This window comes from Pseudomonas sp. FBCC-B35 (assembly GCF_059133755.1).
Window position 1 is genome coordinate 191450 of record NZ_CP101439.1, and the last position, 17085, is coordinate 208534.

The window sequence follows — 17085 nt, forward strand, 5'->3', positions numbered from 1 at the left end:
TCGCGCTATGGGCCGAGGAAGCTGGTAGACTCCGCGACCATCATGATCAGACTATCCAACCTCACTTTACAGCGTGGTCCGCAGCGCTTGCTAGATGGCGCCGAGATGACCCTGCACACCGGTCACAAGGCCGGCCTCATCGGTGCCAACGGTGCCGGCAAATCCAGCTTGTTCGCTTTGCTGCGCGGTGAGTTGTCGCCCGATGGCGGTGATTGCCACCTGCCGGCAGACTGGCGGATCGCGCACATGCGCCAGGAGGTCGATACCCTCGACCGGGTGGCCGTGGACTATGTGCTCGACGGCGATGTGCGATTGCGCAGGGTGCAGGCTGCGTTGGCAGAGGCCGAGCAGGCCCATGACGGTACGGCACTGGCCCGGCTGCACAGTGAGTTGGACAGTGCGGACGGTTATACCGCCGATGCGCGAGCGCGCAAGCTGCTGGCGGGGCTAGGCTTTACCAACGAGCAGATGGACCGCCGCGTCGGCGACTTCTCCGGTGGATGGCGGATGCGCCTGAACCTGGCCCAGGCATTGATGTGCCCCTCCGATCTGTTATTGCTCGACGAACCGACCAACCACTTGGACCTGGACGCCATCCTCTGGCTGGAAGACTGGCTCAAGGGCTACCCGGGCACGCTGTTGCTGATCTCCCACGACAGGGATTTTCTCGATGCCGTGGTCGATCACGTGCTGCATGTCGAACAGCGCAAGCTGAACCTGTACAAGGGCGGCTACAGTGCATTCGAACGCACCCGTGCCGAACGCCTGGCACAACAGCAGCAAGCATACGAGAAGCAGCAGGCGCAGCGTGCGCACATGGAAAAATACATTGCGCGCTTCAAGGCCCAGGCCACCAAGGCGCGTCAGGCACAGAGCCGCATAAAGGCCCTGGAGCGCATGGAGGAGCTGTCGGCCGCTCACGTGGATTCGCCGTTCGATTTCGTGTTCCGCGAGTCGCAGAAAATCTCCAGCCCCTTGTTGAGCCTGTCCGAAGGGCGGTTGGGTTACGGCGACAAGGCCATTCTCGAGAAGGTCAAGCTGCAGCTGGTGCCGGGTGCACGCATCGGCCTGCTAGGCCCCAACGGCGCCGGCAAGTCCACCTTGATCAAGAACCTTGCCGGTGAGCTTGAGCCATTGTCCGGGCGCCTGGTGCGGGGTGAAAACCTCGCCGTCGGCTATTTTGCCCAGCATCAGCTCGACTCGTTGGACGACAAGGCCAGCCCCTTGCTGCACCTGCAGCGCATTGCCCCAACCGAGCGCGAGCAGACGCTGCGCGACTTCCTCGGTGGTTTCGATTTTCATGGCGATCGCGTAGACGAGCCGGTCGTGAACTTCTCGGGTGGCGAAAAGGCACGGCTTGCGCTGTCGCTTATCGCCTGGGAGCGGCCAAACCTGCTGCTGCTCGACGAACCCACCAACCACCTGGACCTGGAAATGCGCCTGGCCCTGACCATGGCATTGCAGGAGTTTGCAGGTGCAGTGGTGGTGGTGTCCCACGACCGGCATCTGCTCAAAAGCACAACCGATGACTTCTTGCTGGTCGCCGACGGTAAGGTCGAGCCCTTCGACGGGGACCTCGATGACTATAGCCGCTGGCTCGTGGAATATCGCCAGCGCAACGCGCCGGTCAGTAGCGCGGTAACCAACCCCGACAAGACCGACAAGAAGGCCATGCGCCAGGCTGCGGCAGCATTGCGCCAACAACTGGCGCCGCACAAGAAGACCGCTGACAAGCTTGAAGCTGAACTCAACCAGGTGCATGCGCAGTTGGCCGAGATCGAGACTGCGTTGGGTGATGGTGGTCTTTACGAAGCCGCCCGCAAGGACGAGCTGCGTGAATTGCTGGCCCGGCAAACCGCGCTCAAGCAGCGTGAAGGCGACCTCGAAGACGCTTGGATGCAGGCACTGGAAACGCTCGAAACCATGCAGGCCGAACTCGAAGCGCTCAGCTGACGCGCTTTTTGCGAGCGCTGCTACCGACCCTTCGCAAGCAGCGCTGCAAAATCGCTCAAATTGCGCTGGTCATTTTTTCATCGGCACCTTAGCTTAATGCTTTGAAACATGTGCATGAGCGAGGTGTGGGATGTCGATGGAAGTGTGGTTGGGCTTTTTTGCCGCCTGCTGGGTTATCAGCCTGTCTCCGGGTGCGGGCGCTATCGCCTCGATGTCTAGTGGGCTGCAATATGGGTTCTGGCGCGGCTACTGGAATGCGCTGGGCTTGCAGATCGGCCTGGTGATGCAGATCGCCATCATTGCGGCAGGCGTCGGGGCCATCCTGGCTGCTTCGGCCACCGCATTCCATGTGATCAAATGGTTCGGCGTCGCCTACCTGGTGTACCTGGCCTATAAGCAATGGCGCGCCCTGCCCATGGACATGAGCGATGAATCCGGTATGCGACCCATCGGCAAACCGCTGAGCCTGGTGTTCCGGGGTTTTCTTGTGAACGTCAGCAACCCCAAGGCCCTGGTGTTCATGCTGGCGGTGCTGCCGCAGTTCATCAATCCTCATGCGCCTTTGTTACCACAGTACATCGCCATCGCCGCTACCATGGTTGCCGTCGATCTGCTGGTGATGGCGGGTTATACGGGGCTTGCAGCACGCGTGCTTAGGGTGCTGCGCACACCCAAGCAGCAAAAGCGCCTCAACCGTACCTTTGCCGGGCTGTTCATCGGTGCGGCCACGTTCCTGGCCACCTTGCGCCGCGCGCCGCTGTAAATCCAGGGCAGAGGTGGCTGCGCCTTCTGGCTCAGAGCTTTCTGCTCAAGGCATTACGGTGATTTATCGAGTCTTCTGCTGTGGCGCGCTGTCTATTCCCAGGCAGGATGATTGCGGTCGTCCTGCCTGGGGCGCTGATGCCCACCCTTGAGCGCAAGCTCTCAAACAGGACTGGCGCTTACACCAAAGCGCATGCCGGCACTGCGGAGGAATCATGGACAAACCGACTCACCACTTTTCCGAATTGTTCAAGCAGCTTGGACTGGACGACGACCCGGTCGAGATCGAGCGCTTCATCACCACCCATTCGCCACTCGATGATGATGTGAAATTGGTCGATGCACCGTTCTGGAGTGAGGGCCAGCGTGCCTTTCTCAAGGAAAGCTACGCCGCCGATGCCGACTGGGTTCCCATGGCCGATCAGTTGAACGAAGCGCTGCATCCGGCCAAGAAATAAGTTACCTGCAGCGTGAAGCGTGAGGGGCCGTGAGCCGTTCCGGTCAACGCGTCGATACTGCCATTCAAGGTATAGACAGTTCCGGAACCGGCTGACGGCCAGTCTTACCTGTAGCGCATGCAGGTGGCCGAGCCCTGAAATGCCTCACTCGCCGCGGATGTACTGCTCGAGCTGCAAGATCAACCCTGCCTGCTCCGCGATGGTCTCCTTGACCAGGTCGCCAATCGACAACAGCCCCAACAGCTCACCGTTGCTCACCACCGGCAGATGGCGCAAATGTCGATTGGTCATCAGGTTCATGCAGTATTCAAGGTTGTGCTTCGGCTCCACGGTAACCACCGGTGCGCTCATGATGTCGCGCACCGGCGTGGCGGCCGACGAGCGTCCCTTGAGCACCAGCTTGCGCGCATAATCGCGCTCACTGACGATACCTACCACCTCGTTGCCTTCAACGACAGGCAACGCGCCGATGTTCATCTCGGCCAACAGTCTGAGGGCGTCGAGCACTGAGTCGTCCGGACCGATGGTGTACACGGTCTGGTGTTCGGACTTGCTCTTGAGGATTTGTTCGACGTTTTTCATGGTGGCCTCTGCAGGTGGAGGAAAACACTGGCGACGGTCCTGCAAGCATCGACCACCCGGCGCCGTCCGGCAATGCAGGAAACGGCATCGAGGTGATTGAAAAACGTCATGAGCATGCAGGGGCGTTTGCCTCAACCCCCTCGGGTGATCAGTCGTCGGTGACAATCCTCCGGGCTCAACTGCTGGCCTGTACGGGATCGAACGGTGATCGTCTCAAGGGGCTGGTCTGTCATGTTGTCCAGCATGATCGAGTGGCATTCACCTGAACCGTACAAAAAACGCTCTCCCCACTGGCGCATGCTGATGACGATGGGGAAGGCGGCCCGGCCCATTTCGGTCAGCACATACTCCTTGTAAGCACTCCCATCGGAAGCAGGCCGGACCTCGAACACGCCCAATTCGACCATTGCCTTGAGCTTTACGGTGAGGATGTTCTTGGCGACACCAAGGCGCTTCTGAAAATCACTGAACCGCCGTACGTCGTCGAACGCTTCGCGGATGATCATCAATACCCATCGGTCCCCAATCGCTTCTAGGGTGCGCGCCACTGGGCATTCACTGCGCGCTAACTGTTCCTGTTTGGCCATGTTTGTCCATGAGCAGATGATGAAAAGCGCTAACCATATGAGAAAACGTTCATGGTCAGTAGTTGCATTTAAAAACCTGATTTGTTAAAAATCGCTACAAGTGGTTTCCTTTTGAAACCTATTCCAAGGATGGAAGTGCATGCCGTACAGGCCAGATAGCCCGGTCAAGCGGGCGGCGACAGCCGAAGCGTCTGCCAACCGTGACGACACGGCGCGCTGCGACACACCGCGTAGTACCACACTCAGCCCTTCCCAAACCTTCCTCTTTGCCATTACCTGCGCAATGGCCGTGGCGAATGTGTACTTCGCCCAGCCGCTGCTCGAGTCCATGGCCAGCAGTTTGGCGGTGCCTGCCAGCACCATCGGGATCGTCGTCACGGCCACCCAGGCAGGTTATGCGGTCGGTTTGCTGTTCATTGTGCCGCTGGGCGACTTGGTCAACCGGAAGAAGCTCATTCTCTGCCAAATGCTCCTCAGCGCCTTGGCCCTCTGCGCCGTAGGGCTGGCGCAGGCCTGGGTCGTGCTGCTCGGTGCCATGGTCCTGGTGGGGTTGATGGCCGTACTGGTGCAGGTGGTGGTGGCCTACGCTGCGGCACTGGCAAGCCCCGAGCAACGTGGCCAGACCGTGGGGACTGTGACCAGCGGCGTGGTCCTGGGGATTCTGCTTGCACGTTTCGTGTCTGGCGCGATGGCCGATCTGGCCGGGTGGCGCAGCGTGTATTTCGTGTCGGCCGCGCTGATGGCGGGGATGGCCTTCGTGTTGTGGCGCACGCTGCCCGCCTCTCCCCGCGCTGCGGTCAGCGGCGGCTACTTTGCCCTGCTGCGTTCGGTGCTGCAGCTGTTTCTGCGCGAACGTACCCTGCGCGTGCGCGGAGTCTTTGCGTTGCTTATCTTCGCTGCCTTCAGCGTGCTCTGGACATCCATGGTCCTGCCGCTCAGTGAACCAGATCTTGCGCTTTCGCATACCCAAATCGGGCTCTTTGGCCTTGCCGGGGTAGCAGGGGCTCTCGCAGCGGCGAGGGCCGGGCGACTGGCAGACCGTGGCCTGGCCAATCGCACCACAGGCATTGCGCTGGTCTTGCTGACCCTTTCCTGGCTTCCGACGGCGTTCGTCCATAGCTCGCTGCTGGCAATGGTCCTGGGCGTGGTGATGCTCGACTTCGCCGTGCAGGCCGTGCACGTCACCAACCAAAGCCTGATCTTCGCTGCACGACCGGATGCGCAAAGCAGGCTCGTTGGCGCCTACATGTGCTTCTACTCGCTGGGCAGCGGGCTCGGCGCCATCGCGGCGACCTACACCTATGCCCAGGCGGGTTGGGTAGCCGTGTGCATGCTGGGCGCATCGATCAGTGCCGTCGCCTTGATCTACTGGCTGTGGTTGAACTTCAACGACCGATAAGTACTTGCGATTCAACAGCTGCGCTCATTGTTTCGACACAGCAACGTGATGCCGTGCGCGCGACACAGCAACTTCAACTTAGGCGAGGCACGTATGGCGCTGCACAAACTGACCGTTTCTTCCCACGGCGTCGACTTTGAACTGCCCTCCAACTCACCCCTTACAGACATCGAATGGGAGGCCGGTGGCAAGAATGTCATCCCGCTCGGCTGCCGCGTCGGGGCGTGCGGGGCGTGCCTGATCAAAGTCAAGCAAGGGCTGGACGCGTTGAATCCACGCAACGATGAGGAAACAGCATTCATAGAACTGTTGGGCTATAGCGGGGCGGACTACCGTCTGGCCTGCCAGTGCCTGATCAGAGGTGAATTGGCCATTGAAGTCATTGGCTAGGCAGTGCGTTGTTCACGTCGACTCATGATGAGTGGCGTCTTGTATCAGAACCCAAGAAGAGGCTCGAATATGCTGAACCGTGTAAAGAATGTGGGCTATGGCGATCGCACTCCGTTCCTCAATGCTGCTGCATCGGTCAACCTGCGTGGGGAAATCGACAGCATCATCGATGAACAGGTCGATCAGTGGTACAAGACGGTGCCGCAAGCCGCGCACCTGGAAGGCAAGGATGTCAACAGCGCCTACTACAAGCGTCACCTGATCGAGACGGCGTGGCGTATCCGCCTGCTGCGCGTTGCCGAGGCCAAGGCCTTGGTCGAGGTGGCGAAAGTCAGCCCGGAAGCTGCGCAGATCTGGGCCCACTACGAACAGGAAGAAATGCTGCATGACGACTTGTTCATCCAGGATCTCCAGCGTGTAGGCGTCAGCCGCGAAGAGTTCCTTGCCACCGAACCCTACCTGTCCACCAAGCTGCTGGCAGGCTTCTTCTCCTACCTGCTCGACCATGAAGGCCCCCTGGGCGTCATCGCCTACTCGTACCTGGTCGAATACGTCAACGTCAAGCTCGAGCCGCGCAAGCTCGAAGCGCTCAAGGGTTCGGTCGGCGAATCCAAGATCGTGGGTCAGATCTCCCACTCCCACACCGACATCAACGATGACCATCCAGGCGAGGTATGGGCGGCATTGCGCTTCTTGATCAAAGGTGAGCAGGACATCGCTGCGCTCAAGCGCTACCTGGCCGAGCATCAGAAAGTGTTGGCCATGTACTTCAACGAGTTGTACCTGGACACGCTGGCCAGCCCGCAAGCCAAGGTAGCCTAAGCCATGGTGCAGGCAATGAAGACGACGCGACCTGGTGTGCTGATCCTGAGCCATTGCGGCTTTTCATTTCTGGAAGACTTGAAGTTAGAGCTGCATCGTCGACAGCTTCGCTGCTTCGTGCTTTCTTCATTGCCGCTTCCTGAACATGTACCGGCTCGTTTGCAGCAAATCGAGTCTTGGGCAGACCGGCTCTATGTCGGCGACGCTCACCAATTACGCAGCGATGAGGTTACCCAAACCCTCCAGCGTCTGCATGAAGCAGGCGAACAGGTCACCTGCTGCATCAGCGTGTGGGAGGGGTACCGGCACCTGATGGCGCAGGCCAACCTGTCGCTTGGCACCTACGACATTGGCCCTGAGCAAGCGCTTGCCCTGCGCAACAAGCTCGGGGTGCGTAACCAACTGGCGGCAGCCGGGCTTTCACAGGTCCAGGCGCATGCTCTGTCGGCATCGGTCCTGCAGGCATTGCAGATGGATGGCCGGCCTTACTTCATCAAGCCGATCCATGGCATCGCTTCCTATGCCGCCTTCCCAATGCGTCCGGACACCCGTTGGGCCACGTTGGAAGCCTTGAGAGAGGCTTCAGCAAGCGACACCGTGTATGCCTCGGCCTTCAATGAGGGGCTTGAGTTCATGGCCGAGGATTACATCCCCGGTAAAGAATTCAGCTTCGAGACCCTACTGCTCGATGGCCAGGTCCACGTGGTGGCCATTCATGAAAAATACGAAGTCACCGAGACAGCCGAAACGGTGCTGGAAGACAGCTGCACCACACCGCCAGCCAGCCTCGATAAAGCGCAGATCGCAGCCGGCCTGGCATGGCTGAGTGAAGTGCTTGGCTGCCTGGCGCTGAAATGGGGTTGCTACCACATCGAAGCCAGGTTCACCGGCGAGCACTGGGACCTGATCGAAGTCAATCCACGGGTGGGCGGCAGCCTGATTTCCCATAGCGTTGAGGCGGTCGCTGACGGGCACAGCATGCTCTCGCTGTGGCTGGACCTGCTGTTCGCAAGCCAGGACGATGCGCCTCTGCGCGAGGCCTTCGCACAGCGTCTGGACAGGCTTGGCTGGCACGCCGAGGGCACCACCGAGCAGACGACGGCCACGTTCTTTCGCGTCTATTTCGCCAAACCCGGCACCCTGCGTAGCGTCGAGCTGGCTGAGACCCCACTGGCGCCCAGCGTGACGCACATCCTGCTCAAGGCAGGCGATGTGATTCCTGCCCATGCCCGTGAAGTGTTCCTCGGCCAGTTGCTGTGGACATTCCCGCACACCGAACACCCCGCTGAACTCAAGCGCCTGTCTCGTAGCAGCGCAGACGCGCTCGATATCCAGTACGAGACCGAAGGCTTCTGACGTCCGCCAGGCACCGGAGACAATTGACATGTGCTTGCAAAGACCCGTTTTGCTGGTTGTGGATTACAACTTGAGCCGTATCGGCGACCTTCAACACATGCGCAACCATGCCCGTGAGCGCTGGAATGCCGAAACCTGGTTGGTGCGCAGCGCTCCCCAGGCGCACGATCTGCGCATCAGCGATCGGCTTATCGACGCAGACCCGTTGGCGCCGGACTTCATCCAGCGCGTGCTTGAGCAATTAGGCGACGAGGCCGCGCGTGTCAGTGCTGGCATCGTGTTTTCCGACAATGCCGTGGCCAGTGGCGCTGCGCTGCTTGAGCGCCTTGGTTTGCCCGTTGACGACGCCCGCCTGGCACTGGGGGCGTTCGACAAGCTGGCCTATCGGATAAGCGAGCAGCGCATCGGGCCGCTGCTTACACAGCTCGGCGTGATGGTGCCGGATTTCGAACGCATCAGGTGCCTTGAAGACGTACAGAACTTCGCCCGGCGTCAGGCTCACGGCTTCGTCATCAAACCCACGACCGAGGGCAATAACCGGGGCGTAGTCCTGGTCGCCCCGGGTACAGACTGCGACCAGGCGTTTGCCGAAGTAGAGCCGTACCTGGCGAGCGGCGTGCTAGCCGAAGCCTTGATACCCTTTGACCGTGAATACTCCTACGACGGGCTGGGCGAGTTGTGGTTCATCACCGAGAAAGTGAGTGCCACCGGGCGCTACCCGGTAGAAGTGGCGCAGATCCTGCCGGCCCGGCTCGATCATCAGGAACGCATGGCCATCCGTGTGGTGGGCGAGCAGGTCAACCGATTGGTCGGCCAGCGCATCGGGCCGTTCCACAACGAGATCAAGCTCAGCGAGAAAGACTGCAACACGGCCGTGGTCGAACCCAATCGGCGCCCTGCAGGCATGAAAATCTGGACGCTGGCTCAAGCTGTCCACGGGCTTGACTTGTATGCAGCCTGGATCGACTCGGTATTTTCGGCAGCCATACCCAAGGAGCTGCCAGAGCCTAGCTGTAGCGCGGCCACCCTCATGTTCGGCGTGCCTCAGGACATGACCGTCGATGTGGCCCGACTAGGCGACGTTCATGCCCTGGTGGTGGAAACCATTGCCTGCGCAGCACAGCGGCTGGGCATTGCACAGGACGCTGTCGTCTTGCTCGAATGCGCTTGGGTGACCAGTGCGCGCCGTCTCGTCCATGCCACGCCCCGGGATAATGGCGATTTCGTGGCGCAGGCCTGCGTGACGCTGCACGATGCCCAGGCCGATATCCGTGATCTGGTCAGCGCGCTGCGCGAACAGTGGCTGGAGGTCATGGCGCGCAGCCTGGCTGCCGAACCCCTGCTCAAAGCCGCTTGCTGAGCGACGCCATCCACGCTTCGAGAACAATAATATGAAGATTCTGATCCTCCACCGTGTGCCTTACCCCCGAATCGAATACCACCGTGGCATCGATCATGCGCTGCACGAAGTCACCTATTTCGGCAAGCAAGCTGCAATCGACACGCTGCCTGCCGATTTGCAGTGCAAGCGGGTGGTACGAGCGGGTACCGCCAGCGCTAGTGAGGAAGCATTGGCATGGCTGTCTGGTAGCCCCCAGCGCTTTGATCGCATTATTTCAATGTCCGAATACGAACTGCTCGATGCTGCACGCTTGAGAGAAGCATTGGGCGTTGAAGGGGCTTCATTACAGACCGTGACCCTGGCGCGCAACAAGCTGCTGATGAAGCAAGCGGTGCAGGCCAACGGCTTGCGCATACCGCAGTTCATGTCGCTGGCCTGTTACCTGGACGCGCAAGGCCAGGTGCCTTGGGCAGGCAAAACGGTCTTGAAACCCCACAGCGGCGCTTCGAGCGCGGACGTCAGCGTACATTTACCGTCTCAGGCCCACGCCGAAATCCGGCGCAAAATCCATGAACAGTCGTTGCTCATCGATGATTTTCAGGTCGAGGAGTACGTTGCAGGCCCCATCCGCCATTTCGACGGTTTGGTGCTCGACGGTCGAATCGTCACGATGCAGGCCAGTGAATACGTAGGCACCTGCCTGGACTACATGGAGCGGGGTGCGCCGCTGGGTTCCTGGCATGTGGACAGCTGCGCATCCATGCGGGAGTGGGTGGGGCAGGCGCTGAACGCGGTGCGGATCACCCACGGCGCCTTCCACCTGGAAGCCATCATGGACGCCGACGGGCCGGTCTTCCTCGAAGTGGGTAACCGGGTCGGCGGGGCTGACGTGGTGGCGACGTATGAGATGGCCACGGGGATTCATTTGCCTTCGCTGGAACTGCGCATCTATGTCGACGGCGAACTGGACCTTTCGACGCTGAGCGGCCGGCAGGCGGACCTGGGCTACGGATGGTTCGTGTTCCCTGGGCACACTCACCCGCAGCGCACGTTCCTTGGGCTCGAGGGCGCAGGTGAACTGCGCGGCAGCCCTTGTATCGTGCAGTGGAACGAGCTCGAACCGGGTGCACCATTGCCTGGGCACGTGACCTACTCGGCATTCGAAGCGCCGCTGGCGGGCATCGTCAAGACCGCCGAGCCCGAGCGTACCCGCGACTGGATGGTTGATCTGTTCTCGCGGGTATCACTGGCCCGGCACCTGACATCCGTTGCTTAACTTCTTCTTCAAGGCAGCCTGCCAATGAAACCACAGCATGTAGTGCTGGCCGTTCTGATCACGGCCATCTGGGGCATCAATTTCTCTGTCATCAAACTGGGGCTGGCCACTGTCGACCCACTGATCCTCGCCGGGATTCGTTTCAGCCTGTGTGCGCTGCCGGCGATTTTCTTCATCCGCAAACCCGATGTGGCCTGGCGCTACATCATTGGCTACGGCCTGGTGTTCGGCATCGGCTTATGGGGTGTGGTCAACCTCGGGATCAAGGCTGGGCTGTCTGCCGGCATTGCCTCGCTGGTGCTGCAGTTCAGTGCATTCTTCACCATCCTGCTGGGCGGGTTGGTCTTCAAAGAAGCACTGACGCGCTTTCAGGTGCTGGGCATGCTGGTGGCCTTGGCGGGGCTGCTGTGCATCATCACGATCAGCGACGGCTCGGTGACATTGCCTGGTGTGTTGCTGGTACTCCTGGGCGCTGGCGCATGGAGCGTGGCCAACGTCATCAACAAGAAGGCAAAGACCAAGGACGTGTTCGCGTTCCTGGTGTGGTCCAGCGCTTTTGCACCGATCCCGTTGTTCGTGCTCGACTACGCGGTCAATGGCAGTGCCGGCTACACCGCGCTGGTCCATCAGGTGGACAGCACGGCGATTCTGTCGATTCTGTTCCAGGTTTATCCGAACACCTTGTTTGCCTATTGGATCTGGAATTCGCTGCTCAAGACGTACCCGGTATCGACCGTCGCACCGCTTTCGCTGCTGGTGCCGATTTTCGGCATGCTCGGCTCGGTACTGGTGTTCAACGAGAGCGTGCCCACCAGCAAGGTACTGGCCGTTGTCCTGATCGTGCTGGGTCTGGCTGTCGGCCTGTATGGGCAGCGCATCTTCAATGCTTTGTCCGCGCGCACTGCGCGGACCTCACTGTGAATCGATAGGAAGTCGAAATGAGTTTGGGAAGACGTGGATTCATGGGGGGCGCTGTGGGCGCCACCCTGGTTGGCGGCGGCATGATCGCCAGCCTGTCCAGCGCAGGCGCCGTTGCGGCGCCCGAGCCAGAAACCCCGGCATTCGATCCTGCCGACTGGGCATCGGTACGGGCGCAGTTTCAGCTGTCGCCACGGTATGTGCATATCTCCAACTTCTTCCTGGCATCCAACCCCAAGCCGGTGCGCGATGCCATGGCGCGGCACCGGGAGGCCTTCGACCAGAACCCCTATACCTACCTCGAAGACCACATGTTCGCCAAACCCGAAGACATGGTCTGGCGCAAGGTCTGCGAAACCGCGGCCGCCTATACGGGCGGGCGCGCAGAGGACATTGCCCTGACCACCAGCACGACCCAGGGCCTGGCAATGATCTACAACGGCATCAAGCTCAATCCCGATCAGGAAATTCTCACCACCCACCATGAGTGGTACACCCATGACGAAGCGATGCGCCTGGCTGTGGTCAAGTGGGGTGGCAGCATCAGGCGCATCGATCTCTACCAAGGTCCGCAGGACGTCAGCGTCGATGCCATCGTGACGCGTATCGAAGCCGCCATTCGCCCTTCGACCCGCATTCTGGCAATGACTTGGGTCCATTCAGGCACCGGCGTACGGTTGCCGGTCAAGGAGATCGGCGACCTGGTGGCCCGGCTCAACAAAGGCCGTGACGAGGCGCAGAGAATCCTGTACGTGATTGACGGGGTGCATGGTTTCGGCTGCTCCGAGGCGCAGGTCGCCAGCCTGGGATGCGATTTCTTCAGTGCCGGTACGCACAAGTGGATCCTCGGCCCGCACGGAACCGGTCTGGTGTGGGGGCGCCAAGGGCAATGGCGCCACGTCATGCCGACCATTCCCACCATCATGGCGGCCGAGCCTGCCAATGCCTGGCGCCAGGAACGTGCGCCGCAGGGCGATACGCAAGCGGCATGGGTAAGCCCCGGAGGGTTCCTGGCGTTCGAGAATCAGTGGGCGATGATCGAGGCGTTCCGATTCATCGAGCAAATTGGCCGCAAGCGCATTGCCGAGCGCGTTGCCGAACTCAATGGCCAACTCAAGGAAGGGCTGGCCAAACTGCCCAATGTTTCATTACTCACGCCCCAAGACGCGCAGTTTTCGGCGGGTATCGTATGCTGCGACGTTAAGGGTCAGGCGCCCAAGGACGTGGTGGCGAAGTTGAAAGCGCAGAACATCATTGCCAGCGCAACACCTTACCGCCATACCTCGGTTCGCTTCTCTGCCGGGATCACCAACACGCCCCAGGACATTGAAAAGACCCTGCAGGTGATGCACAGCCTGACATGATTCAGGGCTGTGCAGGGATCACCGGGCGCGCTAGCCCGGCCTGCCAGGCCGGGTAGCGATGCCAAAGGCAGAGGCGGATCTCAGAGCTTCGGCATCTGCCCGATCCGCGCCACCATTTCGCTGACCACCTGCAGGTCCAGCATGAACTGGTCCACGGTCTTGAACTCGTTGTCGTTATGCCCGGTGTACTTCACACCGGGCATGGCCAGACCAAACTGCACGCCGTTGGGCAGGTCATGCACTGAGGTGGCTCCGGCGGACGTACCGAACGCGTGCTTCATGCCCAGGTTTTCGCTGGCCACAGCCAGCAGGGCCTTGACCCACTCGCCTTCTGGGTTGCGGTACATCGGCTCGTCCAGGCTGTAGTCGTAGGCGGGCGTGATATGGCTTTGCTGCGACCACTTACCGAGCTTGTCGGCGATTTCATCCTTGATCGTCGCGACCGCCTTGCCCTTGGGGATGCGCAGGTTGATCGCCAGCTTCAAGCCTTTGTCATCCACACCGACGAAGGTTGGCGAGGCGGTAAGCGGCCCCATGAATGCATCGTCATAGGCGATGCCCAGCTTCTTGCCCAGGTAGTCCAGGCCCCAGTTGTCCGCCGCATAGTGGGCAGCATCGGTGAACTGGTTCCGCTTCAACGGCACCGTCTTGCCCACGCCATTGATGAAGTCCAGCATGCGCGCGACAGGGTTCACGCCCGATTCGGGCTCCGAGGAGTGAGCTGACACACCGGTCACGGTGAGCACCACTTGCTTGCCGTCGGGTTTGGCGGCAATGCTGAAGTCGCCACCGTTTTGCTTCACGTACTCGGCACCGGCCGTGTTCAACCGCTGCGCCAGTGCGCTGGCGTCGTCGGTGAGCAAGGTCGCTACCGAGGTGGACGGGATCTGATTGGTAGCAAGCCCACCGGTAAGGTTGACGATTTCGGCACCCTGGCCGCTGGCCGCACGCTTGGCAAAATTCGCCATCACGGTGCCGTAGCCTTTTTCCGCGATGACCACCGGATAGCCGCCATCCAGGGCTAGGTTGTAGTCAGGCGTAGGGTTGCGCTCGAAGTAGTACGGGATGGCATCGCCGCTGGTTTCTTCGGTGGTGTCGATCAGCAGTTTGAATTGCCGCGCCAGGGGCAGGTTTTCATCCTTGGCGACCTTCAGGGCATACAGCGCTACGACGATGCCATTCTTGTCGTCCTCGGTACCACGGCCGTACATGCGATCACCGACCAGGGTGACCTTGAACGGGTCCAGGCGCGTGCCGTCGGCCAGCTTCCAGTTTTCCGGTGTGACAGGGACCACGTCGGCATGGGCATGGATACCGACCACTTCCTTGCCGCTTCCCAGGGAGATTTCGTAGACACGGTTGTCGACGTTGCGAAAAGCCAGGCCAAACCCGTCGGCCAGTGCCTTGATCTTGTCGGCGATCTTCAGGAACTCGGGGTTTTCATGCTGAGGCGTGCCCTCGACGGTGACCGTGGGAATGGCCACCAGTTCGCGCAGGGTCTGGGTGGCAGCCTTGCCGTACTTGATGCGGGTGTAGAGCCCGAGCAGGCGATTGATCTCGTTCTGCTGCTCGGCGCCCAGCGGCTTACCGGCCAGGTAGGTGTCCAAGGTGGTGCCCAGGTCATCGGCCTGGGCCAGTTCGCTGCCTTTGAGCTTGCCGAGAAACTGCTTGAAGTCATGCGGATCGCTGCCGTCGAACGCCTTGACGATCGCCGCAGACTGCTGCTGGGTGAGGTTGGCCTGGGCAGGCAACGCGAACAAGCCGATGCTGGCTGCCAGCAGGGAAACAGAGGTGAGCTTTTTCAGATGCATGAGTGTACGCATTCCTTCGCCAATCATTGATGAGGCCCCGTCGTGCGGGAAGGCCCTCACGCTAACACCAATGACCTGTGGTACGGCAGTACCAGGCGTGTGACATGGCGCACAAACGAAAAAGCCCCAGGCGTTGGCCTGGGGCTTTTCATGTATGGCGCACTCGGCGGGATTCGAACCCACGACCCCTGCCTTCGGAGGGCAGTACTCTATCCAGCTGAGCTACGAGTGCAACGCGCACGCATGATACCTATCTCGTTCGTCTGCGTCCATCGCCTTGATCTGTAGCCCTTTTTACCAGTTGCCATGTTCGCCTCCATGGCGGTTCTGCCTGGGGCTACTCTTTCGGTTCGTGCTCGCCTTGGGTAGCCAGGGCCCATCACGCCCTACCAGCGAGCCGATTTCAGATAAGGTGTTCAACCGCTCGTTCTTTTTTTCGAACAGCCTATTGTCCAACACCCCAGCAGACGCTTAGCATTCGTTTGAGATTTCAAACGCTCGGAGCCCTGCGCTGGGCGCTTTCAACAATCAACAATTCGGGAAGCCGACATGCAGCTCAAAGACGCTCAGTTGTTCCGCCAGCAAGCCTTCATCAACGGTGAATGGCTGGATGCGGACAGCGGCCAGACTATCAATGTGACCAACCCTGCCACGGGCGAAGTCATTGGTACCGTGCCGAAGATGGGTACTGCGGAAACCCGCCGCGCCATCGAGGCAGCCGACAAGGCCCTGCCGGCCTGGCGTGCCCTGACCGCCAAGGAGCGCTCGACCAAGCTGCGTCGCTGGTTCGAACTGATGATCGAAAACCAGGACGACCTCGCTCGCCTGATGACCACCGAACAAGGCAAGCCGCTGGCCGAAGCCAAGGGCGAAATCGCCTATGCCGCCTCCTTCATCGAGTGGTTCGCCGAAGAAGCCAAGCGCGTCTATGGCGACACCATCCCAGGCCACCAGCCTGACAAGCGTCTGATCGTCATCAAGCAGCCGATTGGCGTCACCGCGGCCATCACCCCGTGGAACTTCCCGGCTGCCATGATCACCCGTAAAGCCGGCCCGGCCCTGGCCGCTGGCTGCACCATGGTGCTCAAGCCTGCCTCGCAAACCCCGTACTCCGCCCTGGCGCTGGTCGAACTGGCCAACCGTGCCGGTATTCCGGCAGGCGTGCTGAGCGTGGTTACCGGCAGCGCAGGCGAAGTCGGCGGCGAACTGACCGGCAACGCCCTGGTGCGCAAACTCTCCTTCACCGGCTCTACCGAAATCGGTCGCCAGCTGATGCAGGAATGCGCCAAGGACATCAAGAAAGTATCCCTGGAGCTGGGTGGTAACGCCCCGTTCATCGTGTTCGACGACGCCGACCTGGACAAGGCAGTCGAAGGCGCGATCATCTCCAAGTACCGTAACAACGGCCAGACCTGCGTCTGCGCCAACCGCATCTACGTGCAAGCTGGCGTCTATGACGCGTTCGCGCAGAAGCTGGCCGCCGCTGTGGCCAAGCTCAAGATCGGTAACGGCCTCGAAGACGGCACCACCACTGGCCCGCTGATCGACGGCAAGGCCGTGGCCAAGGTGCAGGAGCACATCGAAGACGCGGTGAGCAAAGGCGCCAAGGTCCTGTCCGGCGGCAAGCTGATCGAAGGCAACTTCTTCGAGCCGACCATTCTGGTCGACGTGCCCAAGACCGCTGCCGTTGCCAAGGAAGAAACCTTTGGCCCGTTGGCGCCGCTGTTCCGCTTCAAAGACGAAGCCGAAGTCATCGCCATGTCCAACGACACCGAGTTCGGCCTGGCGTCCTACTTCTACGCCCGCGACATGAGCCGTGTGTTCCGTGTCGCCGAAGCGCTGGAATACGGCATGGTAGGCATCAACACCGGCCTGATCTCCAACGAAGTGGCGCCATTTGGCGGTATCAAGGCTTCTGGCCTGGGCCGCGAAGGCTCCAAGTACGGTATCGAGGATTACCTCGAAATCAAATACCTGTGCATCAGCGTCTGATCGCACGGTAAAGGCTTTACCTCTGCCAGCGGGGCGCGAGAGCGACGTCCCGCTGGCCTTTTTTACATTGCAG

At 60.6% G+C, this 17085-nt stretch carries 15 protein-coding genes and 1 tRNA gene; 12 read left to right on the top strand and 4 right to left on the bottom strand.

Annotation, left to right across the window (positions count from 1 at the left end; all coding sequences use genetic code 11):
* Nucleotides 1–42 precede the first annotated feature (42 nt).
* The 3 genes from NMB38_RS00780 (at nucleotide 43) to NMB38_RS00790 (ending at nucleotide 3173) form a co-directional block, all read left to right on the top strand.
* Nucleotides 43–1953, top strand: a complete 1911-nt coding sequence (locus NMB38_RS00780) for an ATP-binding cassette domain-containing protein (protein WP_028688200.1) — start codon at nucleotides 43–45, stop codon at nucleotides 1951–1953.
* Nucleotides 1954–2083: 130 nt separating this feature from the next.
* Nucleotides 2084–2716, top strand: a complete 633-nt coding sequence (locus tag NMB38_RS00785; RefSeq protein WP_345956486.1) for a LysE family transporter — start codon at nucleotides 2084–2086, stop codon at nucleotides 2714–2716.
* Nucleotides 2717–2930: 214 nt separating this feature from the next.
* Nucleotides 2931–3173 (top strand): DUF2789 domain-containing protein, encoded by a 243-nt coding sequence (locus NMB38_RS00790; protein WP_027914160.1) that lies wholly within the window; start codon nucleotides 2931–2933, stop codon nucleotides 3171–3173.
* Between the two features lie 144 nt (nucleotides 3174–3317).
* Here NMB38_RS00790 and NMB38_RS00795 read toward each other — a convergent pair whose 3' ends face one another.
* Both NMB38_RS00795 and NMB38_RS00800 read right to left on the bottom strand, forming a co-directional pair.
* Complete coding sequence (locus NMB38_RS00795) at nucleotides 3318–3755, bottom strand: CBS domain-containing protein (protein WP_023535729.1); 438 nt, start codon at nucleotides 3753–3755, stop codon at nucleotides 3318–3320.
* A 131-nt stretch (nucleotides 3756–3886) separates the two neighbouring features.
* Nucleotides 3887–4342, bottom strand: a complete 456-nt coding sequence (locus NMB38_RS00800) for a winged helix-turn-helix transcriptional regulator (protein ID WP_027914158.1) — start codon at nucleotides 4340–4342, stop codon at nucleotides 3887–3889.
* Between the two features lie 139 nt (nucleotides 4343–4481).
* Here NMB38_RS00800 and NMB38_RS00805 point away from each other — a divergent pair, with 139 nt between their 5' ends.
* The 8 genes from NMB38_RS00805 to NMB38_RS00840 all read left to right on the top strand — a co-directional run bounded on the left by NMB38_RS00805 (nucleotide 4482) and on the right by NMB38_RS00840 (nucleotide 13209).
* Entirely contained in the window at nucleotides 4482–5741 is a 1260-nt protein-coding gene (locus NMB38_RS00805; protein ID WP_028688199.1) for an MFS transporter, read from the top strand.
* A gap of 93 nt (nucleotides 5742–5834) precedes the next feature.
* A complete protein-coding gene (locus tag NMB38_RS00810) occupies nucleotides 5835–6131 on the top strand; it encodes a 2Fe-2S iron-sulfur cluster-binding protein (protein ID WP_028688198.1) in 297 nt (98 codons plus the stop codon).
* Between the two features lie 69 nt (nucleotides 6132–6200).
* On the top strand, nucleotides 6201–6953 hold the full coding sequence (locus NMB38_RS00815) for a hypothetical protein (RefSeq protein WP_023535779.1): 753 nt from the start codon (nucleotides 6201–6203) through the stop codon (nucleotides 6951–6953).
* Nucleotides 6954–6968: 15 nt separating this feature from the next.
* Nucleotides 6969–8309, top strand: a complete 1341-nt coding sequence (locus NMB38_RS00820; protein ID WP_028688197.1) for an ATP-grasp domain-containing protein — start codon at nucleotides 6969–6971, stop codon at nucleotides 8307–8309.
* Nucleotides 8310–8379: 70 nt separating this feature from the next.
* A complete protein-coding gene (locus tag NMB38_RS00825) occupies nucleotides 8380–9669 on the top strand; it encodes an ATP-grasp domain-containing protein (RefSeq protein ID WP_494354870.1) in 1290 nt (429 codons plus the stop codon).
* Nucleotides 9670–9700: 31 nt separating this feature from the next.
* Complete coding sequence (locus NMB38_RS00830; protein ID WP_028688195.1) at nucleotides 9701–10927, top strand: ATP-grasp domain-containing protein; 1227 nt, start codon at nucleotides 9701–9703, stop codon at nucleotides 10925–10927.
* 24 nt (nucleotides 10928–10951) lie between these two features.
* Nucleotides 10952–11848: an EamA family transporter gene (locus tag NMB38_RS00835; protein WP_027914153.1), complete on the top strand. Its 897-nt coding sequence runs from the start codon at nucleotides 10952–10954 to the stop codon at nucleotides 11846–11848.
* A 17-nt stretch (nucleotides 11849–11865) separates the two neighbouring features.
* The gene (locus tag NMB38_RS00840) at nucleotides 11866–13209 is read left to right on the top strand and encodes an aminotransferase class V-fold PLP-dependent enzyme (RefSeq protein WP_230395997.1); all 1344 of its coding nucleotides are present in this window, start codon (nucleotides 11866–11868) and stop codon (nucleotides 13207–13209) included.
* Between the two features lie 80 nt (nucleotides 13210–13289).
* Here NMB38_RS00840 and NMB38_RS00845 read toward each other — a convergent pair whose 3' ends face one another.
* Together NMB38_RS00845 and NMB38_RS00850 are read right to left on the bottom strand one after the other, a co-directional pair.
* Nucleotides 13290–15020: a dipeptidase gene (locus NMB38_RS00845; RefSeq protein WP_027914151.1), complete on the bottom strand. Its 1731-nt coding sequence runs from the start codon at nucleotides 15018–15020 to the stop codon at nucleotides 13290–13292.
* Nucleotides 15021–15175: 155 nt separating this feature from the next.
* Nucleotides 15176–15252, bottom strand: a tRNA-Arg gene (locus NMB38_RS00850).
* Nucleotides 15253–15569: 317 nt separating this feature from the next.
* Here NMB38_RS00850 and gabD point away from each other — a divergent pair.
* A complete protein-coding gene (gene gabD / locus NMB38_RS00855; RefSeq protein WP_028688193.1) occupies nucleotides 15570–17012 on the top strand; it encodes an NADP-dependent succinate-semialdehyde dehydrogenase in 1443 nt (480 codons plus the stop codon).
* Nucleotides 17013–17085: the final 73 nt, after the last annotated feature.